The sequence below is a fragment of the Streptomyces sp. NBC_00178 genome (assembly GCF_036206005.1).
GTDB lineage: Bacteria > Actinomycetota > Actinomycetes > Streptomycetales > Streptomycetaceae > Streptomyces.
In genome coordinates this window covers 5959865-5984291 of the sequence record NZ_CP108143.1, presented here as the reverse complement: position 1 = coordinate 5984291, position 24427 = coordinate 5959865, and the positions used below count along the sequence as shown (strand labels likewise).

Annotated in this window: 24 protein-coding genes; 9 read left to right on the top strand and 15 right to left on the bottom strand. The window is 71.8% G+C overall.

Going from position 1 to position 24427, the window contains the following annotated elements:
- Positions 1-40: 40 nt before the first annotated feature.
- From OHT61_RS26130 to OHT61_RS26115, 4 genes are all read right to left on the bottom strand, one after another.
- Positions 41-1498 carry an NCS2 family permease gene (locus OHT61_RS26130; protein ID WP_329041568.1) on the bottom strand — a complete coding sequence of 486 codons (1458 nt, stop codon included), beginning with the start codon at positions 1496-1498 and terminating at the stop codon, positions 41-43.
- A gap of 215 nt (positions 1499-1713) precedes the next feature.
- On the bottom strand, positions 1714-4131 hold the full coding sequence (locus OHT61_RS26125; RefSeq protein WP_329041567.1) for a xanthine dehydrogenase family protein molybdopterin-binding subunit: 2418 nt from the start codon (positions 4129-4131) through the stop codon (positions 1714-1716).
- A 2-nt stretch (positions 4132-4133) separates the two neighbouring features.
- Entirely contained in the window at positions 4134-4730 is a 597-nt protein-coding gene (locus tag OHT61_RS26120) for a (2Fe-2S)-binding protein (RefSeq protein ID WP_329041566.1), read from the bottom strand.
- A 2-nt stretch (positions 4731-4732) separates the two neighbouring features.
- Positions 4733-5623, bottom strand: coding sequence for an FAD binding domain-containing protein (locus OHT61_RS26115; RefSeq protein ID WP_329041564.1), 891 nt, complete (start codon positions 5621-5623; stop codon positions 4733-4735).
- Between the two features lie 272 nt (positions 5624-5895).
- Between OHT61_RS26115 and OHT61_RS26110 the strand changes: the two genes are divergently transcribed.
- Both OHT61_RS26110 and OHT61_RS26105 read left to right on the top strand, forming a co-directional pair.
- Positions 5896-7626: a PucR family transcriptional regulator gene (locus OHT61_RS26110; protein WP_329041563.1), complete on the top strand. Its 1731-nt coding sequence runs from the start codon at positions 5896-5898 to the stop codon at positions 7624-7626.
- Between the two features lie 192 nt (positions 7627-7818).
- A complete protein-coding gene (locus tag OHT61_RS26105; RefSeq protein ID WP_329041562.1) occupies positions 7819-8604 on the top strand; it encodes a hypothetical protein in 786 nt (261 codons plus the stop codon).
- Between the two features lie 27 nt (positions 8605-8631).
- Here OHT61_RS26105 and OHT61_RS26100 read toward each other — a convergent pair whose 3' ends face one another.
- A complete protein-coding gene (locus tag OHT61_RS26100) occupies positions 8632-9378 on the bottom strand; it encodes a GntR family transcriptional regulator (protein WP_329041561.1) in 747 nt (248 codons plus the stop codon).
- 141 nt (positions 9379-9519) lie between these two features.
- On the opposite strand from OHT61_RS26100, the gene OHT61_RS26095 reads away from it, so the two are divergent.
- Complete coding sequence (locus OHT61_RS26095; RefSeq protein WP_329041560.1) at positions 9520-10365, top strand: (2Fe-2S)-binding protein; 846 nt, start codon at positions 9520-9522, stop codon at positions 10363-10365.
- A gap of 204 nt (positions 10366-10569) precedes the next feature.
- Complete coding sequence (locus OHT61_RS26090) at positions 10570-11655, top strand: DUF2637 domain-containing protein (protein ID WP_329041559.1); 1086 nt, start codon at positions 10570-10572, stop codon at positions 11653-11655.
- A 3-nt stretch (positions 11656-11658) separates the two neighbouring features.
- On the opposite strand, the gene OHT61_RS26085 is transcribed toward OHT61_RS26090, so the two are convergent.
- The gene (locus tag OHT61_RS26085; RefSeq protein ID WP_329041558.1) at positions 11659-12069 is read right to left on the bottom strand and encodes an ATP-binding protein; all 411 of its coding nucleotides are present in this window, start codon (positions 12067-12069) and stop codon (positions 11659-11661) included.
- Between the two features lie 252 nt (positions 12070-12321).
- Between OHT61_RS26085 and OHT61_RS26080 the strand changes: the two genes are divergently transcribed.
- Together OHT61_RS26080 and OHT61_RS26075 are read left to right on the top strand one after the other, a co-directional pair.
- A complete protein-coding gene (locus OHT61_RS26080) occupies positions 12322-12720 on the top strand; it encodes a ribonuclease domain-containing protein (protein WP_329041557.1) in 399 nt (132 codons plus the stop codon).
- 102 nt (positions 12721-12822) lie between these two features.
- Positions 12823-13212: a barstar family protein gene (locus tag OHT61_RS26075; RefSeq protein ID WP_329041556.1), complete on the top strand. Its 390-nt coding sequence runs from the start codon at positions 12823-12825 to the stop codon at positions 13210-13212.
- 45 nt (positions 13213-13257) lie between these two features.
- Here OHT61_RS26075 and OHT61_RS26070 read toward each other — a convergent pair whose 3' ends face one another.
- The 3 genes from OHT61_RS26070 to OHT61_RS26060 all read right to left on the bottom strand — a co-directional run bounded on the left by OHT61_RS26070 (position 13258) and on the right by OHT61_RS26060 (position 17293).
- On the bottom strand, positions 13258-13830 hold the full coding sequence (locus OHT61_RS26070; RefSeq protein WP_329041555.1) for a dihydrofolate reductase family protein: 573 nt from the start codon (positions 13828-13830) through the stop codon (positions 13258-13260).
- Positions 13831-14014: 184 nt separating this feature from the next.
- Positions 14015-15757 (bottom strand): pyruvate dehydrogenase, encoded by a 1743-nt coding sequence (locus OHT61_RS26065; protein WP_329041554.1) that lies wholly within the window; start codon positions 15755-15757, stop codon positions 14015-14017.
- 60 nt (positions 15758-15817) lie between these two features.
- A complete protein-coding gene (locus OHT61_RS26060) occupies positions 15818-17293 on the bottom strand; it encodes a protein phosphatase 2C domain-containing protein (RefSeq protein WP_329041552.1) in 1476 nt (491 codons plus the stop codon).
- Positions 17294-17593: 300 nt separating this feature from the next.
- Here OHT61_RS26060 and OHT61_RS26055 point away from each other — a divergent pair, with 300 nt between their 5' ends.
- On the top strand, positions 17594-18580 hold the full coding sequence (locus tag OHT61_RS26055) for a helix-turn-helix domain-containing protein (RefSeq protein ID WP_329041550.1): 987 nt from the start codon (positions 17594-17596) through the stop codon (positions 18578-18580).
- A 116-nt stretch (positions 18581-18696) separates the two neighbouring features.
- The gene (locus tag OHT61_RS26050; RefSeq protein WP_329041548.1) at positions 18697-19179 is read left to right on the top strand and encodes a DUF456 domain-containing protein; all 483 of its coding nucleotides are present in this window, start codon (positions 18697-18699) and stop codon (positions 19177-19179) included.
- A gap of 75 nt (positions 19180-19254) precedes the next feature.
- Here OHT61_RS26050 and rsgA read toward each other — a convergent pair whose 3' ends face one another.
- Positions 19255-20409 (bottom strand): ribosome small subunit-dependent GTPase A, encoded by a 1155-nt coding sequence (gene rsgA / locus OHT61_RS26045; protein WP_329041546.1) that lies wholly within the window; start codon positions 20407-20409, stop codon positions 19255-19257.
- A gap of 318 nt (positions 20410-20727) precedes the next feature.
- On the opposite strand from rsgA, the gene OHT61_RS26040 reads away from it, so the two are divergent.
- Complete coding sequence (locus OHT61_RS26040) at positions 20728-21228, top strand: DUF5949 family protein (protein WP_329041545.1); 501 nt, start codon at positions 20728-20730, stop codon at positions 21226-21228.
- Between the two features lie 143 nt (positions 21229-21371).
- On the opposite strand, the gene OHT61_RS26035 is transcribed toward OHT61_RS26040, so the two are convergent.
- The 5 genes from OHT61_RS26035 to OHT61_RS26015 form a co-directional block, all read right to left on the bottom strand.
- Positions 21372-21779: a rodlin gene (locus OHT61_RS26035; RefSeq protein ID WP_329041544.1), complete on the bottom strand. Its 408-nt coding sequence runs from the start codon at positions 21777-21779 to the stop codon at positions 21372-21374.
- A gap of 608 nt (positions 21780-22387) precedes the next feature.
- A complete protein-coding gene (locus tag OHT61_RS26030; protein ID WP_327113118.1) occupies positions 22388-22798 on the bottom strand; it encodes a rodlin in 411 nt (136 codons plus the stop codon).
- Between the two features lie 175 nt (positions 22799-22973).
- Positions 22974-23300, bottom strand: coding sequence for a hypothetical protein (locus tag OHT61_RS26025; protein ID WP_443049533.1), 327 nt, complete (start codon positions 23298-23300; stop codon positions 22974-22976).
- A 151-nt stretch (positions 23301-23451) separates the two neighbouring features.
- Positions 23452-23685, bottom strand: coding sequence for a chaplin (locus OHT61_RS26020; protein WP_443049532.1), 234 nt, complete (start codon positions 23683-23685; stop codon positions 23452-23454).
- 222 nt (positions 23686-23907) lie between these two features.
- Positions 23908-24312 (bottom strand): rodlin, encoded by a 405-nt coding sequence (locus tag OHT61_RS26015; protein ID WP_329041541.1) that lies wholly within the window; start codon positions 24310-24312, stop codon positions 23908-23910.
- Between the last annotated feature and the right edge of the window lie 115 nt (positions 24313-24427).

Below are 24427 nucleotides of genomic sequence, written 5' to 3'. Positions count from 1 at the left end.
TGTCTCCTTCTGACAGAGGTGCTCGGGGGCGGCGGGGGCGTCAGCTGACGCCCAGCCAGCTCTCGATGGGGTGCAGGGCGAAGTAGACGAAGAAGACCAGCGTCAGGACCCACATGAACGCGCCGACCTCACGCGCCCTGCCCTGCGCCAGCTTGATCGCCGAGTACGAGATGACGCCCGCGGCGACACCGGTGGTGATGGTGTACGTGAACGGCATCAGGACGACGGTGAGGAAGACCGGGACCGCGACCGAGCGGTCGGCCCAGTCCACGTGCCGGGCGTTCTGCATCATCATGGCGCCGATGACGACCAGGGCGGCGGCGGCCACCTCGGCCGGCACGATCGCCGTGAGCGGGGTGAAGAAGAGGCAGGCCGCGAAGAAGAGTCCGGTGACGACGGAGGCGAGCCCGGTACGGGCGCCCTCCCCGACCCCGGTGGCCGACTCGACGAAGACGGTCTGCCCCGATCCTCCGGCGACGCCGCCGATCGCACCCCCCGCGCCGTCGATGAACAGCGCCTTCGACAGGCCCGGCATGCGGCCCTTGTCGTCGGCGAGGTTCGCCTCGGTGCCGACACCGATGATGGTGGCCATGGCGTCGAAGAAGCCCGCCAGGACGAGAGTGAAGACGATCATGCCGACCGTCAGCACCCCGACGTCACCCCAGCCGCCGAACTCGACGTCCCCGAAGAGGGAGAAGTCCGGCGAGGAGACGGCGCTTCCGCTCAGCTCCGGAGGGCCGCTGCTCCAGGCCTTGGGGTCGATGTCGCCGACGGCGTTGACCACGATCGCGATGACGGTTCCGACGACGATGCCGATGAGGATCGCGCCGGGGACGTTCCGCGCCTGCAGCATGAAGATGAGCAGCAGGGTCGCGGCGAAGATGAGCACCGGCCACCCGGTCAGCGCACCGGTGGGGCCGAGCGACAGCGGGGTCGCCGCCCCCTGGTGGACGAACCCTGCCTTGACGAGGCCGATGAGGGCGATGAAGAGCCCGATCCCGATGGTGATGCCGTGCTTCAGCGCGAGCGGGATGGCGTTCATGATCATCTCGCGGAGCCCGGTGACCACCAGAAGGCAGATGATGACACCGTAGATCACGCACATGCCCATGGCCTGCTGCCAGGTCATGGCCGGCGCGACCTGCGAGGCGAGGACACCGGAGACGCTCAGTCCCGCCGCGAGCGCGAGGGGCACCTTGCCGACGAAGCCCATCAGCAGAGTGGTGGCCGCCGCCGCGAGTGCGGTGGCCGTGATCAGGCCCGACTGGCCGAGGAGCTGGCCGTCGACGTCCTTGCCGCCGAGGATGAGGGGGTTGAGCAGGAGGATGTACGCCATGGCCATGAAGGTCGTGACGCCACCGCGCACTTCGCGTGCGACGGTCGATCCGCGTTCGGATATGTGGAAGTACCGGTCGAGCCAGGACCGTCCGGCGGGGACACGCGAGCCGGGGCCCGCCTCCTCCGCGCTCGTCCTGGGTTCCACGGACTGCTGGGTCATGTTGCCTGACTCCCAAGGTTCACAGGGGCACCCGCGTGGAGCTGTCGTGACTGCGGGATTTGGGATGACTGCGAGGCGCACGACCCGGGGGACGGCCCGAGGCGAACTCTTCGTGCAGACGGATCGGTTGTGCGGTGGCTCCGGACGGTGCGCGGGCGCGGGGAGGTGTGACGTCCACCGCGGACGCACACCGTCCGGAGAGCTTCGATGGCCCGTCAGGTACCGGTGATGTGCTCGGGGCGCACCGGGGTCCTGTTGAGCTCCAGTCCCGTCGCGTTCCGGATCGCCGCGAGGACGGCCGGTGTGGACGACAGGGTCGGGGCCTCGCCGATGCCGCGCAGCCCGTACGGGGCGTGGTCGTCGGCGAGTTCGAGCACGTCGACCGGGATGGTCGGGGTGTCGAGAATGGTGGGGATCAGGTAGTCGGTGAAGGACGGGTTGCGCACCTTCGCCGTCTTCGGGTCGACGATGATCTCCTCCATGACGGCGACGCCCAGTCCCTGGGTGGTGCCGCCCTGGATCTGGCCGACGACCGACAGGGGGTTGAGCGCCTTGCCGACGTCCTGGGCGCAGGCCAGTTCGATGACCTTGACCAGGCCGAGTTCGGTGTCCACCTCCACGACCGCGCGGTGGGCCGCGAAGGAGTACTGGACGTGACCGTTGCCCTGTCCGGTGCGCAGGTCGAAGGCCTCGGTGGGCCGGTGCCGCCACTCCAGCTCGACGTCGACGGACTCCGCCTCCAGCACGTCGGCGAGCGACGCGAGGACCTCGCCGCCGTCGGTGACCACCTTGCCTCCCTCCAGGAGGAGTTCGGCGGTGGCCCAGGCCGGGTGGTACGTGCCGAACTTGCGGCGCCCGATCTCCAGCACCTGCTCCCGGACCGCCTCGCAGGAGTTCTTCACGGCGCCGCCGGTGACGTAGGTCTGACGGGACGCGGACGTGGAGCCGGCGGAGCCGACCCGGGTGTCCGCCGGGTGGATGGTGACCTGGTTGACCCCGAGTTCCGTACGCGCGATCTGGGCGTGGACGGTGACACCGCCCTGCCCGACCTCGGCCATCGCGGTGTGCACGGTGGCGACCGGCTCGCCGTTGATGACCTCCATGCGCACCCGGGCGGTCGAGTAGTCGTCGAAGCCCTCGGAGAAGCCGACGTTCTTCAGGCCGACGGCGTAGCCGACGCCCCGCACGACTCCTTCGCCGTGGGTCGTGTTGGAGAGGCCTCCGGGAAGCGCGCGTACGTCGACGGAGCTGCCGTCCGCGTCGGCCGAGAGCCACTGCTGCTCGGGCGGCAGCGGCCTGGCCTTGACGCGGCGCAGGAGTTCGGCGACCGGGGCCGGGGAGTCGACGCGCTGGCCGGTGGGGAGCAGGGTCCCCTGCTCCATGGCGTTCAGCTGCCGGAACTCGACCGGGTCCATGTCGAGGGCGGCGGCGAGCTTGTCCATCTGCGCCTCGTAGGCGAAGCACGCCTGGACCGCGCCGAAGCCGCGCATGGCGCCGCAGGGCGGGTTGTTGGAATAGAGGGCGATCGCCTCGATGTCGACGTCCTCGACGACGTACGGGCCGACCGCGAGGGAGGAGGCGTTGCCGACGACGGCCGGGGAGGCGGAGGCGTAGGCGCCGCCGTCCAGCACGATCCGGCACTTCATGTGGGTGAGCTTGCCGTCCTTGGTGGCGCCGTGCTCGTAGTGCAGCTTCGCCGGGTGCCGGTGGACGTGCCCGAAGAAGGACTCGAAGCGGTTGTAGACCATCTTGACGGGCTTGCCGGTGCGCAGGGCCAGCAGACAGGCGTGGATCTGCATCGACAGGTCCTCGCGCCCGCCGAACGCACCGCCGACGCCGGAGAGCGTCATGCGCACCTTGTCCTCGGGCAGGCCGAGGACGGGGGCGATCTGGCGAAGGTCGGAGTGCAGCCACTGGGTGGCGACGTACAGCTCGACGCCGCCGTCCTCGGACGGCACCGCGAGACCGGACTCCGGGCCGAGGAATGCCTGGTCCTGCATGCCGAAGACGTAGTCACCGGTGATGATCACGTCGGCCCGCGCGGCGGCCGCGTCGGCGTCGCCGCGGACGATGGGCTGGCGGTGGACGATGTTGGGGTGCGGCACGTGCCCGATGTGGTGGTCGTCGCGACCCTCGTGGATCAGCACCGCGTCGGGCGCGGTCGCGGACGCCTCGTCCGTGACGACCGGCAGTTCCGCGTAGTCGATCCGGATCTTGGCGGCGGCACGGCGCGCGGTCTCCGGGTGGTCGGCGGCGACGAGCGCCACCGGTTCGCCGTGGTGGCGGACCTTGCCGTGGGCGAGCACGGGGGTGTCCTGGATCTCCAGCCCGTAGTTCTTCATCCCGGCCGGCAGGTCGTCGTAGGTCAGCACGGCGTGGACGCCGGGCGTGGCGACGGCCTCGCCGATGTCGATGGACCGGATCTCGGCGTGGGCGACGGTGGAGCGGAGCGTGTGGCCCCACAGCATGTCCTCGTGCCACATGTCCGAGGAGTAGGCGAACTCGCCGGTGACCTTGAGCGTCCCGTCGGGCCGCAGGGTGGACTCGCCGATGCCGCCCCGGGTCTGGGAGCCCTGGGTGATCTTGGTGGGGGTGCCGGCCGGTACGGACGCGGCTCGTGGGTGCAGCGCCATGGCTATCGGACCGTCTCTTCCTGACGGGCGGCCGCGAGGCGGACCGCGTCGAGGATCTTCTCGTAGCCGGTGCACCGGCAGAGGTTGCCGGAGAGCGCCTCGCGGATGTCCTGGTCGGACGGCGAGGGATGCGTCTCCAGCAGTTCGTCCGCCGCGACCAGCAGGCCGGGGGTGCAGAAGCCGCACTGGACGGCGCCCGCGTCGATGAACGCCTGCTGCACGGGCGAGAGATCGGCCGCTTCGGCGCTCTGCGCGTCGGCGGGCTTGGCCTGCCAGCGCTGGGCCGCGTCGATCGACGTGCCGCAGGCGCCCGAGGCGCATCCGGACCCGGGGTGGGCGTCGTCGCGGTGCCTGGCGTAGTCGGCCAGCCCCTCGACGGTGACGATCTCGCGGCCTTCCGCCTGGCCGGCCGCGACGAGACAGGAACAGACGGGCACACCGTCGAGGCGGACCGTACAGGAGCCGCATTCGCCCTGTTCGCAGGCGTTCTTGGAGCCGGGCAGGCCCATGCGCTCACGCAGGACGTACAGGAGGGACTCGCCCTCCCAGACGTCGTCGGCTTCCTGCTTCCGGCCGTTGACCGTGAAGTTGACTCGCATGATCAAGCAGCTCCTTCGAGGGTGCGTCCCGCTCCGCGGTACTGCTCCCAGGTCCAGCCCAGCGTGCGGCGGGCCATGATGCCGACGGCGTGCCGGCGGTAGGCGGCGGTTCCCCGTACGTCGTCGATGGGGTTGCAGGCCCCCGCCGCGAGCTGGGCGAACTGCTTGGCGACGGACGGGGTGATGATCTTTCCGCTCTCCCAGAACCCGCCCTCCTCCAGCGCCGCGTTGAGGAAGTCCTCGGCCTCCTTCGCCCGGACCGGGGTCGGGGCGGCGGAGCCGATGCCGGTCCGCACGGTGCGGCTCCCGGGGTGGAGCGCGAGACCGAAGGCGCACACGGCGATGACCATCGCGTTGCGCGTGCCCACCTTGGAGTACTGCTGCGGACCGTCGGCCTTCTTGATGTGGACGGCCCGGATCAGCTCGTCGGGGGCGAGGGCGTTGCGCTTCACCCCGGTGTAGAACTCGTCGATCGGGATCATCCGCGTCCCCCGTACGGACGCGGCCTCGACCTCGGCTCCCGCGGCGAGCAGCGCCGGGTGGGCGTCCCCCGCGGGTGAGGCGGTGCCCAGGTTGCCGCCGACACCGCCGCGGTTGCGGATCTGCGGCGAGGCGACGGTGTGCGCGGCGAGGGCGAGGCCGGGCAGCTCCGCCCTCAGGTTCTCCATGACGGCGCTGTAGGGCACGGACGCGCCGAGGCGTACGGCGTCCGGGCCCACCTGCCACTCGGACAGCTCACCGATGCGGTTCAGGTCCATGAGGTGTCCGGGCCGGCGGTGGTCGAAGTTGATCTCGACCATGACGTCGGTGCCACCCGCGATGGGCACAGCCGTCGGGTGCTCGGCCTTGGCGGCGAGCGCCTCCTCCCAGCTGGCGGGGCGAAGGAAGTCCATGAGTGGCTCTCTTCTTCTCAATCGGGTCGTTCGGCTGGGGGCGGGGTGCGGCCGGCCCTTTACTGGTCGTTCCTGTGTTGTTGACGCGGTGTGTGGCCCAGTACACAAGCCTTGCTCCACTCGGTGCAGTCACCGAAACCATGAAGGAATTGGCTGGTCCCCATCCCCGTCTTGTAGATTCGAACGAATGGCGGGTACCGGTGACCTCACCGCAATTCACAGGTAACCCCCGACGTCCCCCGCACCAACGAAGAGATCGGCGGCAATCGACGATGCGGCTGCGCGCACTGCTGGACACCGAGGCGCTGGGCCTGCGGCTGCTCGGCGGCGAGGACGAGCTGGACCGGTCGGTCCGCGGCGTCATGACGACCGACCTGCGCGACCCCAGCCGCTACCTCTCCGGCGGGGAGCTGGTCCTCACCGGGCTCGCCTGGCGGCGTGACGCCGCCGACTCCGAGCCGTTCGTCCGCATCCTGGCGGGCGCGGGCGTCGCGGGCCTCGCCGCCGGCGAGGCCGAGCTCGGGGACATCCCCGACGACCTGGTCGAGGCGTGCCTGCGGCACCGGCTGCCCCTGTTCGCCGTGCACGAGACCGTCGCGTTCGCAATGATCACCGAGCACGTGGTCCGCCAGGTGTCGGGTGAGCGCGCCGGCGACCTCGCCGCGGTCGTCGACCGGCACCGCCGGCTGATGACCTCGGGTCCGGCGGGCGGCGGCCCCGAGGTGGTCCTCGACCTGCTCACGTCCGACCTGGACCTGCGCGCCTGGGTGCTCTCCCCCACCGGCCGCCGGATCGCCGGGTCCGGTGAGCCCCTGCCCCCGCACGTCGGCGCGGAACTGGCCGGACGCCACCTCGCCGCGACCCGCTCGGGCCGCCGGGGGCCGCACCGCGCCGAGGTGGACGGTACGGCGTATTCGCTGTTCCCGATCCGGAACACCGGCCGGGGAGCCGCACCGCTGCCGTCCGGGGACGTACGGGAGTCCGTCCTCTCGGACTGGCTGCTGGCCGTCGAGGCGGACGCGGGCGACTGGCCGGCCGCGCGACTGGACCTGCTCCAGGGCGTGACGCAGCTGATCGCGGTCGAGCGCGACCGCCGCGACGCGGCGCGCGCGGTACGCCGGAGGCTCGCCCAGGAGGTCCTGGAGCTGGTCCAGGCGGGCGCGGCCCCGGCCGAGATCGCGGCCCGGCTCCGGGTCGCCGCACCCGTCCTGCTGCCGGGTCTCGGCACGGCTCCGCACTGGCAGGTCGTGGTCGCCCGGGTCGAATGGACCGGCGAGGACACGGACCTCTCGGGCGGCCGGGCCGCCCAGGCGCTGCTGGAGGAGATCCTGGTCGACCCCGCGGTGTCCGGCCCCGATTCGGCGGACCGGATCGCGGTGGCGCACACCGGCGAGGAGGCCGTCGCGCTGGTCCCGCTGAACGCGCTCCCCGCTCCGCCCACCGCCGGCGCCGGAGCGGAGGGCGAGGCCGCCTCGGACGAGCGGGACGGGACGGACGGGCGGGACGCGGCCCTGCACGCCGACGCGCTGCTCCACGCCGTCCGCGCGCCGCTCTCCGCCGGCCTGGCCGAGGACGGCCGTCTGACACTGGGTGTCAGCGCCGCCGTGCACTCCGCCGAAGGACTGCGCGGGGCACTGGAGGAGGCCCGGCACGCCCGCCGCGTCGCGGCGGCCCGGCCGGGGCCGGTCTGCGCGGCCGGGCACCACGAGCTCGCCTCGCATGTCCTGCTGCTGCCCTTCGTGCCGGACGACGTCCGGCGGGCCTTCACCGCACGGCTCCTGGACCCGCTGCGCGACTACGACCGGCGCCACCGAGCGGAGCTCATGGAGACGCTGGAGGCCTTCCTGGACTGCGACGGGTCCTGGACCCGCTGCGCGGCCCGGCTGCACCTCCACGTCAACACGCTGCGCTATCGCGTCGGACGTATCGAGCAGTTGACGGGACGTGACCTTTCGCGGCTCGAGGACAAGCTCGACTTCTTCCTCGCCCTGCGCATGAGCTGACCTCCCGGCTCCGGTAGCGGCCCGACAGGGCTCCGGACGATTGTGAAATCTTTCACCTGACATTGATCCCACCCCTTGGCCCGGCGTGCCATTCCGTGCTGAGATGCGCGCAGACCCTGGCCGGCGGGCGTTCGCCGCCGGCCTCCACAGCTCGACGGCGCGCTCGGGGAGGGCAACGTGGCGTATACCGCCATGTCTGGTTCCGGAACGACCGAAGATGACGATCCGCCGCTCCAGACCGCGGTATGGCGGTTGCGTTCACGGGCCTGCTGGACGGACGCGGCCGCGCTGCTCGAACCCCACGCGGCCACGGACCACGCGGCCGCCCTCCAGCGGACCTCGCTGCTGACCGAGCGGTGCCTGTACACGGGCACCGGGTGGACCGACGCCGAGGACGCCCTGCGCGCGGCGGAGGCGCTCGCCCACGGCGACGCCGAGCGCGGTGAGGCCGCCTGCGAGCGTGGCTACCTCGCCTACGCCTCGACGCTGCTCGGAGCGCGTGACCGGGCCGACGAGGCCAGTGTGGCGCTCAGCAGGGCCGCCGCACTGCTCTCCCCCGCGGCGGCCGGCCGCCCGCTGCTGGACTTCCGCCGGGGTCTGATCGCGCAGAACATCGCCGACTCCCCCCAGTCCGCCCGCGCCGCCTACCGCAGGGCCCACGCCGGGGCGACCGCCCGGGGCGACGAGCTCCTGCTCTCCTTCACCTGGCGCCACCTCGCCTCGCTCGCGCTGCGCGAGGGCGAGCTCGCCGAGGCGCGGCACGGGTTCGCCGAGTCGCTGCGGATACGCGAGGAACTGGGCTATCTCGTCGGCACGGCCCCGGCGCTCATCTCGCTCGCCGACGCCGAGACCGAGCCCGAGGCCGCCGCCCGGTTGCGGGCCGAGGCCGGGCGGCTGTTCCGGCTCCTCGGCGGCGTACCGACCTGGCTGGCGCCGCGGCTGGAGCCGCCGGCCCCGGAGACGGCCGAGGCGAACTGAGCACCGCGGCGGCCTGTGAGGGCCGGGTCAGACGTCGGCGCCGTCGAAGTGCTCGCGCACGAGGGACCGCACCAGCGTGAGGTCCCGGGCGATCAGCGCGTCGAGCAGCGCGGTGTGCTCCGCGGCGTCGGCGAGCAGTTCCGCCCGCCGGCCCGGCGGACCGACCGCCGGCGGCCACTGGGACCTGCGGTGCAGGTCGTCGGCGACCTGCACGAGCCGCAGGTTGCCGGAGAGTCCGAGCACCGCGCGGTGGAAGGCGCGGTCGCTCTCGGCGTACGCCGCGCGGTCGCCGGCGGCCGCCGCGGCGACGGTGGCGTCGGCCAGCGGACGGAGCGCGTACCAGTCGGCGGCCGCGACCGTGCGGGCGAGCCGCAGCATGACGGGGATCTCGATCAGGGCGCGCACCTCCGCGAGCTCCGCGAGTTCGCGGGGACCCGGTTCACTGACCCGGAAGCCGCGGTTCGGCACGACCTCGACGGCGCCCTCCGCCGCCAGCTGCTGCATGGCCTCGCGGACGGGTGTGGCGGACACACCGAAACGCGCGCCGAGCGCCGGGGCGGAGTAGACCTCCCCCGGGGTCAGCTCCCCGTCGACGAGTGCGGAGCGCAGGGCGTCCAGGATCTGGCCGCGCACGGAGTGCCGCCGCACGGCGCGGGGGGCGGGGCGCTCGCCGTGGGTGTGCTCGCCGCGTGCCTGTTCGGGCACACGGGCGTCCGGCGGGGTGCCCGCGGACGCGTACGGGCCCATGCCGTCCCACGCTCTGCCCTGCTCCACCGGAACCTCCTCGACCGAGGGGCCGGCTCGCGCGCGCCGGGCCCCGTGTGCACGATAGGCGCAGTGGGCGCCGGTTCCCCCATCGGTCAATTCGGGTAAGGTAAGGCTTACCTGTAAATGATCGTGATTCGGTGGTCCCGTATGACCCTGCCCGTCCTGCTCGCGACCGCCCCGTCCCCGACGGCCGCGGCCTACGCCCGTCTGGCCGAGGTCTTCCCGGGACTGCGGGCCGAGGTGCTCGCCGACGACGCGCCGGACCCCTCCGGAGCGGGCTGGGTCCGGGCGGCGGACCTCGCAGGGGGCGGAGCGGCCGTGGACGGCTTCCTCGCCTGGGACGAGGCGCAGGTGCTCCGGGACTACGGCACCCGGGCCCGACCCGACGTGGTGGCGAGCTTCGGGCTCCACCGCTACGCGTGGCCGGCGTGCCTCCTGGTGACGGTGCCGTGGTTCCTGCACCGGCGGGTGCCCCGGATTCCCGTGGCCGACGTGTCCTTCCACCGGGGGCTCGGTCATCTGGCCCTGCGCGTACGCGAGTTCGCCTGTCTGTCCGGCGATCCCGCCGCAGCCCTGCCCGGCGCCCGGGTCGTGCCCGACGAAGCGGCGCTGCGGGCCGAGGTCCGCGACGCGGTGGCCGAGCACATCGGCCCCGTGCTGGACGGATTCGGGCCCCGCATGCGGCGCGGCAAGCGCGCCCTGTGGGGCATGGCGACCGACGAGATCGTCGAGGGCCTCTGGTACATCGCGCACCTCCTCGGGGAGGAGGGCCGGGCGATGGCCGAGCTGGAGGAACTGCTGCCGGGCACGACCAAGCCGTACGTGGGGACCGCGGGCTTCCGCGAACTGACCGGACCCGACGGCGAGTCGCTGCCTACCCGGGACCGGGCGAGCTGCTGCCTCTTCTACACCCTGCGGCCCGAGGACACCTGCGTGACCTGCCCGCGCACCTGCGACGACGACCGCGTCCGCAGGCTCGCCGCCACCGCGTGAGCCGCGCGACCGCTCACACCACCCGGCCGGGCGACCGGAATTCGAACGCAACACGGCTCGCCCTTATGTGCGTTCGAGAAGATTCCGCCCAACGATGAGGCCCGCCGACCCAATGGCGTTCACTTGCCCCGAATCCCGCTGAGCGGCCCGGAATTTCCGTCACGATGGCGCCCGAAACGCCCTACGTGACGCAAGGGACCGCGCATGAGACTGACCGACATATCGCTTGACTGGCTGCTTCCGGGCGCCGTGCTGCTCGTGGGGGTCATGGCGGCGGTGACGGTGGTCGCGCGCGGCAAGCGCGCCGCTGAGAAGGCCGCGGCCGACGACAGCTGGGAACGCAGCGAGGAGCGCCGCCGGCGCAAGGAGGCGCTCTACGCCACCGCCTCGTACGTCCTGCTGTTCTGCTGTGCCGCGGTCGCCGCCGCCCTCTCCTTCCACGGGCTCGTCGGCTTCGGCCGGCAAAACCTCAGCCTCTCCGGGGGCTGGGAGTACCTCGTGCCCTTCGGCCTCGACGGGGCCGCGATGTTCTGTTCGGTGCTCGCGGTGCGTGAGGCGAGCCACGGTGACGCGGCTCTGGGCTCACGGCTGCTGGTGTGGACGTTCGCCGGTGCCGCCGCCTGGTTCAACTGGGTGCACGCGCCGCGCGGCATGGACCACGCGGGCGCCCCGCACTTCTTCGCGGGCATGTCGCTCTCGGCCGCGGTGCTGTTCGACCGCGCGCTGAAGCAGACGCGCCGTGCGGCGCTCCGCGAGCAGGGCCTGGTGCCCCGCCCGCTGCCGCAGATCCGGATCGTCCGGTGGCTGCGCGCCCCCAGGGAGACGTTCGGCGCCTGGTCGCTGATGCTCCTCGAGGGCGTACGGACCCTGGACGAGGCGGTGGACGAGGTGCGCGAGGACCGCCGGGAGCGGGAACAGGACCGGCACCGCAGGAAGGACCAGGCCAAGCTGGACCGGGCCCACATCAAGGCCCTGAACCGGCAGAACCGGGTATGGGGGCGCGGCGGACGGTCGGGCCGCCAGGTGGACGTGCAGGCCATCGCCCCGGCGGCGGGAGGCGGCCCCCCGGCCGTCGCGGAGCCCGCCATAGCAGAGCCCGGACAGCTGCCCCTGCGCCCCCGTCCATCGCTGCAAGCCGTGAACGGCCCGAAATCCAGGAGTACTTCGGCACAGACCACGAGCGGTGAACCCGCGACCGTCGACCTCACCGCCGAGGACGACACCCAGGCCCTGCCCCGGCTCGATTCGCTGGAGCAGAAACTCAAGGACCTGGAGCAGCAGTTCGGCTGAGCATCAGGCCAAGCCGCCGCTCAGCTCGAACCAGACCACCTTGCCCAGTGCCTGAGTCGTGACTCCCCAGGAGTCCGCCAGGCTCTGGACGAGGAGCAGTCCCCTGCCGTGCGTACCGTCGTCGGCGTTCGGTACGTACGGCGCGGGCTCCTGCTCCGTCATGAAGTCGCGCACCTCCACGCGCAGTCGCGCGGGGGCGGAGGTGACGGTGACCACGGCCCCGTTCCGCGTGTGGATCAGGGCGTTCGTCACCAGTTCGGAGAGCAGCAGTTCGGCCACGTCGGTGTCCTCCTGCCGCCGCCGGTAGCGCAGGAAGTCCCGCAGCGCCCCGCGTATCTCGCCCACGGCCGACAGATCCGCGTGCCCGAGTCTGCGATGCAGCCGTGCCGGCGGACTCTCCCGGCGCTTCGTCATGTCCCCCGCACGCACGATGAATCGGCCCCTCTCTGTCCCGCTTCGCTCCGTCATGTCTCGAACGCTCGCCCCCGATGCATGCCCCATCGGCGAGCGGTCAAGCCAATCTGGGCGTCAACAGATGAACGCACGGCCGCACACGGGGCCCGTCGCCGTCGCACGCACCGGTGTTCGTACTCACCGTTAACATGCGGAAAATTCACACGAGTTGGCGTTGACGGATGGGTGTCTACGCGCGTCATCATGGTGGGCATGCGAATCCCCCCACGGATCACCACGCTCGGCGGCGTCGCCGCCCTCCTGTCCGTCCTCTTCGTATCGGGACCCGTGACGGCGTCGGCCGCGACCGTCCCCTCGACCACCGCGGTGGGCAGTGTCTGCTACTCCGCGCTGCCGTCCGAGGCACATGACACGCTCGGCCTGATCGAGGACGGCGGCCCGTTCCCGTACGAGGAGGACGGCACGGTCTTCCAGAACCGGGAGGCCGTCCTGCCGGATCAGGGCACCGGCTACTACCACGAGTACACGGTCGTCACACCCGGCTCCCCCACCCGCGGGGCCCGCCGGATCGTGACGGGCGAGGAAGCCCAGGAGGACTACTACACGGCGGACCACTACGAGTCGTTCGACCTCGTCGACCACGACTGCTGATCCGCACCCCCGGTCCGGTCCGCGCCGCAGTCCCCCACCTGCGGCGCGGGCCTCCGGACCGGCACCCGGCGCCTCCGGGAGCCACGCTTGTACGCTCCTGGCATGACCGTGACCTATGTGATCGAAGGCTCCCGGATCACCGGCCTCGACGACTTCTGGGACCGGATCGGCGAAGCCGTGAACGGCCCCGGAGGCTATTTCGGCCGAGGACTGGACGCCTTCGCGGACTGTCTGCGTGGCGGCTTCGGCACCCCGGACGACGGCGATTTCGTCATCGAATGGCGGGACCACGCCGCCTCCGCACGCGCACTCGGGCATGCGGAGACCGCTCGCAGGCTGCACGAACGGCTGCCCCGGGTACATCCCTCGAACCGGGCGGGCGTGGAACGGGAGATCGCCGAGGCCCGGGCCGGACGCGGTCCGACACTGTTCGGCCGGCTCGTCGGCATCATCGGTGAGACGGCAGGACCGGAATCCCTGCGCCTTCGCTGAGGGACGAGGACCGACGGCCCCGCTCCGCCGTCGGGTGAGGGCCGGTCAGTGGATGACGTCGAAGACGTTCTTCTGGAGACCGTTGGCGTAGACCTCGTGCTCGACGAGCTTCAGCTTCTGCGTGTCCTTGTCCGTGTCGCTGAACAGTCTCTTGCCCGCGCCGAGCAGGAGGGGGAAGACGAGCAGGTGGTAGCGGTCGATGAGCCCGGCGTCCGAGAGGCTCCGGTTCAGCGCGGCGCTTCCGTGGACGATGAGCGGACCGCCCTCGGTCTCCTTCAGGGCGGCGACGTCGTCGAGGGAGCGCAGGATCGTGGTGCCGCCCCAGTCCGCGACCAGGTCGTCCTCGGTGAGCGTGGTGGACACGACGTACTTCGGCATCACCTTGTAGTCGGCGAAGTCCTCCATGTCCGGCCAGACAGGGCTGAACGCCTCGTAGCTGACGCGGCCGAGCAGCATCGCCCCGGCCTCCTTCTGCTCGCGTCCCTTGAGCGCGTACGCCTCGGGAAGGAACTCCACGTCCTTGAACGTCCACCCGGAGTTGCGGTAGCCGGGTTCGCCTCCCGGTGCCTCGACGACGCCGTCGAGGGAGACGAAGGCCGTGCTGATCAGAGTGCGCATCTGGTGTCCTCGGTGTCTCGTGTCCGGTGCTCCGCGAATCAGGGCGGCACGAGCCGTGGACAACTCCCGGCAGCGGCCCGCCCATCGGTTCTCAGACCGCGCGCGCCCCGGAAACTCATCGGCGGCCCGCCCGCCCGCGGAGGGGCGCCGCCCCGCCAGGAGACGGGGGGCGGCGCCAGGGCGCTCAGGGGCGCGGCACGTTGCGGATGTTGGAACGGGCCATCTGGAGCATCCGCCCGACACCGCCGTCCAGCACGATCTTGCTGGCCGAGAGCGCGAAGCCGGTGACCATGTCCGCGCTGATCTTGGGCGGGATGGAGAGGGCGTTGGGGTCGGTGACCACGTCGACGAGCGCCGGTCCCTTGTGCCTGAACGCCTCCTTGAGCGCACCCTCCAACTGCTTCGGCTTCTCCACGCGCACGCCGTAGGCACCGGCAGCCCGCGCGACGGCGGCGAAGTCGGGGTTGGTGTTGGTCGTACCGAACGACGGCGGGCCCCCGACCAGCATCTCCAGCTCGACCATGCCGAGCGCGGAGTTGTTGAAGAGGACCACCTTCACCGGCAGGTTGTACTGGACGAGTGTGAGGAAGTCACCCATCAGCATGGTGAATCCGCCGTCACCGGACATGGACACGACCTGGCGGTTCCGGTCGGTGAACTGCGCCCCGATGGCCTGCGGCAGCGCGTTCGCCATCGAGCCGTGGCTGAACGAACCGATCACCCGGCGCTTGCCGTTGGGCGTGAGGTAGCGCGCCGCCCAGACGTTGCACATGCCGGTGTCGACCGTGAACACGGCGTCGTCGTCCGCGATCTCGTCGAGGACCGACGCGACGTACTCGGGGTGGATCGGCACGTGCTTCTCGACCTTGCGGGTGTACGCCTTGACCACGCCCTCGAGTGCGTCGGCGTGCTTCTTCAGCATGCGGTCGAGGAACTTGCGGTTCGTCTTGGTCTTCACCCGGGGGGTCAGGCAGCGCAGCGTCTCGCTCACGTCGCCCCACACCGCCAGGTCGAGCTTCGAGCGCCGGCCCAGGTGCTCGGGGCGCACGTCCACCTGGACGATCTTCACATCGGTCGGGAGGAACGCGTTGTAGGGGAAGTCCGTGCCCAGCAGGATCAGCAGATCGCACTCGTGCGTGGCCTCGTAGGCGGCGCCGTAACCGAGCAGTCCGCTCATGCCGACGTCGTACGGGTTGTCGTACTGGATCCACTCCTTGCCACGCAGCGCGTGGCCGACCGGGGCCTTCACCCGTTCGGCCAGCTCCATGACCTCGGCGTGCGCGCCCGCCGTCCCGCTCCCGCAGAACAGCGTCACCCGCTTGGCCTCGTCGATCATCCTGCAGAGCTTGTCGATCTCCTCGTCCCCGGGCCGCACGGACGGCCGCGAGGTGACCAGGGCGTGTTCGACGGACTTGTCGGGTGCCGGCTGCGAGGCGACGTCACCGGGCATCGACACGACGCTGACACCGCCGCGGCCGATGGCGTGCTGGATGGCGGTCTGGAGCAGGCGCGGCATCTGCTGCGGGTTGGAGATCATCTCGTTGTAGTGGCTGCACTCCTGGAAGAGCAGCTCGGGATGGGTCTCCTGGAAGTAGCCGAGGCCGATCTCGCTGGACGGGATGTGCGAGGCGAGTGCGAGCACCGGCGCCATGGAGCGGTGGGCGTCGTACAGGCCGTTGATCAGGTGCAGATTGCCGGGGCCGCACGAACCCGCGCAGGCGGCGAGGTTCCCGGTGACCTGTGCCTCGGCTCCCGCGGCGAACGCGGCGGTCTCCTCGTGCCTGACCTGGATCCACTCGATGGCGGCATTGCGGCGGACGGCGTCGACCACGGGGTTGAGGCTGTCGCCGACGACTCCGTACAGCCGCTTGACCCCCGCCCGGACCAGGATGTCGACGAACTGTTCCGACACGTTCTGCTTGGCCATGGGTGCGCACCTTCTCTGCGTCAGGCTGTCCGTGACTCCATCAACCCACGCCGCGCCCCGTTACGCCTCCCAGACCGCCGCGCACGTACGGTCGTCCGCGTACCCCTTGGTGCGGAGCTGTATGTCGGCGAGGTAGGCGGGCAGTCCCGGCGGGACCTCCGACGCCCAGCGCCGCGCGAGCTCCACGGCGAGCGCGGGTTCTCCGCGCATCGGCTCGGCCATGCCGCTCCCGCAGAGCAGCAGCGTGTCGCCCGGACGGGCGACGGACGCGCGGAAGCGGAAGGGCTCGGCGGGCTGCGGCGGCGGCCCCTCCTCGTACGGCGACGGGGGCGTGGTGATCTGCAGGTCCATCGTGAGCCGGTCCCCGGCGGGACCCTCCTCCTCCACGGCGTCCGCCGAAGCGGGGAGCGCCGTGGCGGGGAGCACCGGGTCGAGGTCCTGCCAGGCGCCGTCACGGAGCCTGAAGAGGCCACCGCGGCCCGTGCCGAAGAAGACCCGGGTGCGGCAGTCCGGGTCCGCGGACAGCAGCAGGCAGCCCAGTCCCGCGGTGTACGCGGACGGATCGAGGCCGAGTTCCGCGGCGCGGGAGCGCAGCCTGCCGTACGTACGGTCGGTGAGGCGGTGCAGTCCGGACTTGAGGTCGCCCCTGCGCCCCGCCCTTATGTCGTCGGAGAGCCGCGCGTGGCTCCGGGCGACGGCACCGCCGATCCAGCGGCAGGCGTCGGCCGCGGCGAGATGCGCTCCGTCGGCGCCCCGGGCCCCGCCGGCGACGGCGACCAGGACGAGCGCCGCGTCGCCGGACCCGAATCGGGCGGTGAGCAGCGCGTCGCGCCGGGGCTCCCCGCGGAAGCGGGCGGAGTCCCCGCGCACCGACGCGGCGCGCAGCGTGAACGTCCCGTACCGCGCGCCGTCCAAGACGGTGTCGGGCAGGGTGCCGTCGAGGTCGTCGGGCCCGGAGGGGGGCAGGGCCGCGGGTTCGGCGTCGTAGGTCGGCGGCCGGTCCCCGACGTGGCCCACGACGGGGCGCGCCGGCGGTTCGGGGCTGTCGGGCACGGTGGGCGGTGCGGGGGGCGGCGGCGGGGCGGCGAAGGTACGTGGTCCCCGCTGTCCGGCGGGGGTCTCCCAGGGCGCCCGCTCGGCGGTGGGCGGACGGGGCGGTGCGGGGGGCACGGGAGGCGGCCCGGGCGGAGGAGTCGGGGGCGTCGCCGCGGCTGTCGGACTCCCGGGCGCGGAAGCCGGGGGCGGGGGCTCGGGTGCGCGTTCCGGCCGCGGTGCGGCGTGCCGGGGCGAGCGCCTCTGCGGGAGCGGGGCCGCCTCCGGCAGACGCGGGTCGGGCAGCGGGACCACGGTGACCGGATGGTCCGCACCCCCCGCACCTGTCGTGTCCCCCGGGCCCACGGCGTCCGACGCGGAGTCGAAGCGGTCGTCGAGGCTGTCGGCCGCGCTGCTCGGCCCGGTGTCCCGCGCGGTGTCGTCGTACAGCTTCCGCCACCAGTCGTCCTCGTCTGCGGCGGGCGTCTCCCCCTGCTGGCTCATGCCCATAGTGTCCACCGCACGGGGCGTACGAAAACGGGGCATCCGGAAAATCGGCCCGGAAGTGGCAGGGGGCGGGGACCCGCCGGGCGTCCCCACCCCCCACGGGAAGGTCGCCCGGCGGGCCGGTTCGAGGGTCCGGTCCGGCGCCGGTGAATGGCTGGTACCGAAGAGGCGTCAGACTGCCAGAGGTGCAGGTGCGAAGGGGCATGATGGGCCCGGCGGGTTTACGCCGTGGCCGTTTCCCGCCGACCCGCCGACGGGCGCGGCGACGTACGACGACCACTCCGGGGAGGGCCGAGGATGCTGGCAGCGATAGGTCTGGACGAGAGACAGGAAGCGGCCTACAGGGCGCTGGTCGCGGCCGGGGCCGCGGAGGTGTCCGACCTCGCGCGGCGGCTGTCCCTGCCGGAGGCGGACACCGAGCGCGCGCTGCGCGGGCTGGAGCAGCAGGGACTCGTCGCCCAGTCGTCGTCGCGGGCGGACCGCTGGGTGGCAGCACCCCCCGGGGTCGCGCTCGGGGCGCTGCTGACCCAGCAACGGCACGAACTCGAGCAGGCCGAGCTGGCGTCGGTGCTGCTCGCCGAGGAGTACCGGGCCGAGGCCGCCGAACCCGCGGTGCACGATCTGGTGGAGGTGGTGACGGGGGCGAGCGCCGTCGCCCACCGCTTCCACCAACTCCAGCTGGGCGCCCAGTCCGAGGTCTGCGCCCTGGTCACGGGGAAGCCGATCGCGGTGACGGGTATGGAGAACGAGTCGGAGGAGCGGGCGTCGATGCGGGGCGTGGCCTACCGCGTCGTGGTGGAGCGCGACGTGCTGCACCTCCCGTCCGGGATCGTGGAGCTGACCGCGGCGCTGAGCCGCGACGAGCAGTGCCGGGTCGTCGACCGGGTGCCGACGAAGCTGGTCCTCGCCGACGCCTCGCTGGCCATGGTTCCCCTGACCGGCCGGGGTGCCGAGCCCGCCGCACTGGTGATCCACGCCAGTGGGCTGCTGGAGTCCCTGACGGGTCTCTTCGAGGCCGTCTGGCGTGACGCGATGCCGTTGCGGCTGGGCACCGCGGGGATCGGTGAGGAGAACGGCCCCGGTGCGGATCCCACCGACCTGGAGATCCTCTCGCTGCTCCTGGCCGGCCTGACCGACGCCAGCGTCGCCAAACAGCTGGATCTGGGTCTGCGGACGGTCCAGCGCCGGGTGAAGGGGCTCATGGAACTCACCGGCGTCACGACGAGGCTGCAACTGGGCTGGCACGCGTACGAACGCGGCTGGGTCGCCCGGGCCCCCCGCTGACGGGCACTCCTCCCCGCCGTGACGCTCCGGTCGTGGCGGTGGACGGGGGGTGCCCCGCGGCCGTCGCCGCGAAGGCCTGACGGGCGGGACCGGGCGGTGTCCGGCAGGCTGGTCGGATGAGTGTGTGGCAGCTCGTCGCCGTGGGAGCGGTGATGCTGCTCGGCCTGGTCGGCGTGCTGGTGCCGGGCGTGCCCGGGCAGGCGATCGTGTGGGCCGCGGTCCTGTGGTGGGCGCTGTCCGACCCGACCCCCGTCGCCTGGGGGGTGCTCATCGGCGCGACGTGCGTGCTGCTGGTCAACCAGGCGCTGAAGGCGGTACTGCCCTCCCGCCGCCCCCGCGAGTCCGGGGCACCACGCGGGACGCTGATGGCCGGGGGCATCGCGGCCATCGCGGGCTTCTTCGTGATCCCGGTGATCGGCGCGATCCTCGGATACGTGGCGGCGGTCTACGGCGCGGAACGCGTGCGGCTCGGCAGCAGGGCCGCGGGCTGGGCCTCGCTCAAGTCGGTGATGCGCGCGACGGGGTACTCCGTGCTGGTCGAACTCTTCTGCTGTCTCCTGGTGGCCGGGGCGTGGCTGGGAGCACTCGTCCGGGGCTGAGGACGGGGCGAAGCAGCCCGGTGGAGCCGGGTGACGGGCGGCGTGGATCGCCGGCCCGGCACCCGGTCGGTACCGCTATCGGATCCGGCCCCGCTTCATCTCCATCGCGGCCCGGCCCTCCGCTCCCCTGCGCTTCCACTCGCGCAGGGTCTCGCTCCGCAGCCGGGCGTCGGTCTTGGCCGCGATGCGGTGGTTCTCACGGAGCAGCTTGCGGTAGCTGTCCAGGCGCCGCTCGGCCAGCGAGCCGTCCTCGATGGCGGCGAGCACGGCGCAGCCGGGCTCCGACTCGTGGGCGCAGTCCTGGAAGCGGCACCGCCCGGCGAGGTCCTCGATCTCGGAGAAGACCTGACCGACTCCGCTCTCCGCGTCCCAGAGGCCCACCCCGCGCAGCCCGGGGGTGTCGATCAGGACACCCCCGCCGGGCAGTACGAGGAGATTGCGGGTCGTGGTCGTGTGCCGGCCCTTGCCGTCGACGTCGCGGGCCGCGCGCACGTCCATCACGTCCTCCCCGAGGAGCGTGTTGGCCAGCGTCGACTTTCCGGCGCCCGAGGTGCCGAGGAGCACGCTCGTGCCGGAGCCGACGATCGCGCCGAACACGTCGACGCCCTCCCCCGTCGCGGAGCTGACGGGCAGCACCTGCACCCCGGGGGCGATGCGTTCGATGTCCTCGACGAGGTGGCCGAGCGTGACGGGATCCGGTACGAGGTCCGCCTTGGTGAGCAGCACGAGGGGATGTGCCTCGTACGGCCCGGTGTCCGCCCCGTCGCCGAGCAGGGCCGCACCCGCCGTGCTGGACATGGCGAGTGCGAGGAACCGCTCCAGTCGGCCGAGGTCGAGGTCGACGGCGAGCGAGACGCAGATGACGATGTGATCGATGTTGGTGGCGAGCACCTGGCCCTCGGAACGCTGCGAGGACGTCGAGCGTACGAAGGCCGTGCGGCGGGGCAGGAGCGTGCGCACGAACTGCGGGTCGCCGTCGGGGTCGACGGCGACCCAGTCGCCGGTGCAGACGATCCGCATGGGGTCGCGGGGCACCACGAAAGCGGTGTCCGCCCTGAGGGTGCCGTCGGGCGTGACCACGTCGCACTGACCGCGGTCCACCCTCACGACACGTCCCGGCAGGAGACCCTGCTCGGCGAACGGCGCGAAGGCGGCGGCCCAGTCGTCGTCCCAGCCGTACGGGGTCAGCGCGTGCGACGGGGACGAAACCTGGGAATGGGAGAAAGACAAGGGAAACCCTTCACAAGGGCGGCCCCGGCACCGCGCGCTCGGGCACGGGTGTGGTGGAGAGGTTCAGCCGGTGGCCGCAGGGGTGGGAACGATGCACTTCGGGTCGTGGGCAGTGCCCACCGCAGCGACAGTCATCAATGTCCTCACCTCCTGGTTCCTTGAACTGCGCACACCCTAGCGCCGCACCCGCGGGCGCCGTCAACAGGTTTTCCCCACGCCCCGACGGCCTGCGCCGGAGCCGCCCGGTTCGCCGCGGCGGTCCCCGATCGGGTGATACGCGTGCACACGTACCGGTATCGGGCCGTTAGGGTGCCGGACATGAGCTCATCGAACTCCGTCACCACCCCTTACTCACCTGCCCAGTTGGGGACCCAGATCCTCATCGCCTGGAGCGGTTCGAACCCTGCCACGGGCAGCGAGACGGCCTTCCTCCTGACCTACTCGCTGGGCGACGGCCCGGAGGGGCCCGAAGTCGGCGAGAGGGCGATGCACACGGCGCTGGAGCGCAGCGGACTGCGGGTCGGGGGCGAGACCCTGGACGCCTCGGAGCTGCCGAACCTCCCGGTGAAGCTGCTCATCCAGGCCGGCCAGGTCGTGCTGACCCTGCCGCACTTCAAGGCGCAGTACACCGTGCCGGCCGAGTGGCTGGCGGTGGCACGGTCGGCCGGTGTGGTCCACGGGATGTTCGCCACGCGCCCCTGGCCGGCGGCGGTCCCGGGGCAGCCGGTCGGCGAGGACCTGCTCCGCTCCTTCGTGGCCGACCCGGACGTCGTGGGGACGTCCGCCCACTGCCTCCTGCCGGTGCGCAGCCTGGGCTGACCCACCTCCGCACACCGGACGCGCCAAGGGCGATGCCCACCACCCCCCGTCGAGTGGTGGGCATCGCCGTGTGCGCATGCCGTACAGCGAAATGCGGGCGGTCCCGCGGGCGTACGCCCCGGACCGCCCGCATCTCGGTGGCGTCAGCTGTTGCCGGCGCCGTTGCCCGAGAGGACCGGGATGTCGTTCAGGATGTGCGACAGCGGCTCGTCGCCCTTGGCCTGCGTGGAGTTGTCGGCGCACTGCTGGTTCTGCGGGTTGGACAGGACGTTGATGTCCTGGACCGCGATCGGGATGACACCGATCAGCGAACCGACGTTGGCCTTCACCGGCAGAGCGATGCAGGGCTTGTTCAGCGAGCCCTGGACGAGGCTGAGCTGCGGGCTCTGGTCGCCCTTGGTCGCGCTGTTGCCGTAGTTCGCCTCGGCGCCGTTGCCGTTCACCGTCGTCGTGCCGTGGTCGTCACCGATCGCCATGGCCGAGGGGGCCGCAGCAGCCGAGAGACCGATCAGGGACACAGCCACAGCGGCGCCGGCCATCATCTTCTTCATTGCGCTTCACCTTTCGGAGCGTCCCGTTGTGGAACGTCCTGACTAACTCAGACCGGACGGTTTGGTTCCGCTACACCACTCGAACGGGTTGTACCGGTTTCCACGTCGACGTCCGCGACCTTCTGCCGCTAACCCGCTCTGCGTGCGGCGGGGACGAACGCGCCTTCTCCGCGTCGCCCCGGCGCCGCCGGGGCCGGTGGCGCGGAGGCCGCGCCTGCGGGGTTCCACTCCGCCTCGCCCCGCGCCGCCGCGCGCCATTCGGCGAGCAGGCGGTCGTAGATGGGCGTGGAGCTCTCCGGAGGTCGTCCGGGGCCGGGAGAATGATGACTGTCGTACAGGTCCATGGGGCGCACCTACCCGGCCGCGCGGGAGGCGTCGGCGGGCGCTGCGGCAACCGGCCCAATATCCGCACTATCGGGCTACCCGACGTGCGGACCGGGCCTCCCCGCCCGCGACAGACGTGTGGGGCCAGACGTCCGGCGCTCCCGACCCGACGGTCGGTCGCGCCCCGGACGCACTGGCCCCACACATCCTCACGGACTACGACGAGGCGGGAAGCGGCAGGCTCCGGCCTGAACGTGCACGGAGACCACCGATGTGACGCAGCGTCAGTTGTTGCCGGCGCCGTTGCCCGAGAGGACCGGGATGTCGCTGAGGATGTGCGACAGCGCCTCGTCACCCTTGGCCTGGGTGGAGTTCTCGGTGCACTGCTGGTTCTGCGGGGAGGACAGGACGTTGACGTCCTGGACCGAGATCGGGACGAGCCCGAGGAGCGAGCCGACGTTGGCCTTCGCCGGGAGCGCGATGCAGGGCTTGTTGAACGAGCCCTGGATGAGGCCGATCTGCGGGCTCATGTCGCCGTGCGTGCTGCTGTTGCCGTAGTACTGGTCGGCACCGTTGCCGTTGACCGACGTCGTGCCGTTGTCGTTGCCGATCGCCATGGCCGAGGGGGCCGCGGCGGCGGAAACACCGGCGACGGAGGCGGCGACCGCCGCGGTCGCCAGGATCTTCTTCATCATGAACGTGCCCTTCTGGTTAATCCGTTGCCCGCCTGTCCGGAGCATTCTGAACAACTGCGCCCGACGGGATTCGGTTGCGCCGTATCACTCGAACGATTTCCCGGGTCCCCTTTCCATGGAAATCCGGGAACCGGCCTGTGGGGGGCGACGCGGGAGCAGGGACCACCGAATACGGTCAGCCGCCGAGCGGAAGCCCGCCGAGGAGCGGTGCGGCGGCATCCGCCACATCCGTCACGGTCTCCGCGGAGGAGCCCACGTCCTCCTTGGCGGACTCGGCGGTCCGGCCGACCATGTCGACCACGGGGTTCACCACCTGGTCGGGGATCTGCGGCACGGCCGACGTCAGCTGGTTCACGCCGGTGGTGAGACTGATCCGGGGGGCGGTGGGGGTGGCCACCGCGGCGGAGGCGGGCGCGGCCGCTCCGAGGGTGGCCACGGAACCCGCGACGAGGGCGACGGTCTTCGCGAACTTCACTTTCTCAGATCCCTTCTCGGGCGGCATCCGCCGCCTCTGGACGGGACAACGATCAAGCCTTACGCGGGGAAACTGCGCACCCCCGGAATTTCACCCGGCACCGACGGGGAAGGCCCCGGACCGCTGTGTGCGGTCCGGGGCCTTCTCATGACGAGCCGTCGGCTCGGTCAGGTGGAACTCAGTCGTTGATGCAGGCGTTGCCGAACGCCGGGTTGAGCAGACCGATGACGTTGACGGTGTTACCGCAGACGTTCACCGGGATGTGGATCGGGACCTGGACGACGTTGCCCGACAGGACGCCCGGGGAACCGACGGCAGCAGCCTCGGCGCCGGAGTCGGCCATGGCCGGGGCAGCGGCGCCGAGCGCCATGAGGGTTCCGGCGGCGACGGCGGCGACCTTGGTGTACTTCACTTTCATCCCTTTCTGCAGCGGAGTCCTGAGCGGACACGTCTTTCGTGGCCGCACGAGCGCTTGTCCCAACGCACTCGTGACTCCGGAGCTGTTATCCGTAACGATCGGTGGGCGGCATCGAAACGCTATGCGCGAAGTTTCTCGGAAAACCGCCCGGATGCTGCAGGCCCGGGCCGCACGATGGAGGAGTGTCGGCGACCCGGACCGGTTCTTGCGGCCCGGTCAGCGGTTGCCGGCACCGTTGCCGGAGAGAACCGGAATGTCCGACAGGATGTGCGACAGCGGCTCGTCACCCTTGGCCTGGGTGGAGTTGTCCGCGCACTGCTGGTTCTGCGGGTTGGACAGGACGTTGACGTCCTGGACCGCGACGGCGGCGAGGATGCCGACGAGCGCACCGGCGTTGGCCTTGACCGGCAGGGCGATGCAGGGCTTGTTCAGCGAGCCCTGGACGAGGCTGAGCTGCGGGCTCTGGTCACCCTTGGTCGCGCTGTTGCCGTAGTTCGCCTCGGCGCCGTTGCCGTTCACCGACGTCGTGCCCGTGTCGTCGCCGATCGCCATGGCGCTGGTCGCCGAGAGACCGAGGATGGAGGCGGCGACGGCACCCGTAGCCAGAACCTTCTTGATCACGATGAACCCTTCTCGTACCGATTGCCCCGAGGCGGAGCGCCCTGATCAACTCGCGGCCGGGCGTTTGGTTCCCCCCGACGGCCCCCGTTCACCCGAATGCCAGACGGTGCCACTC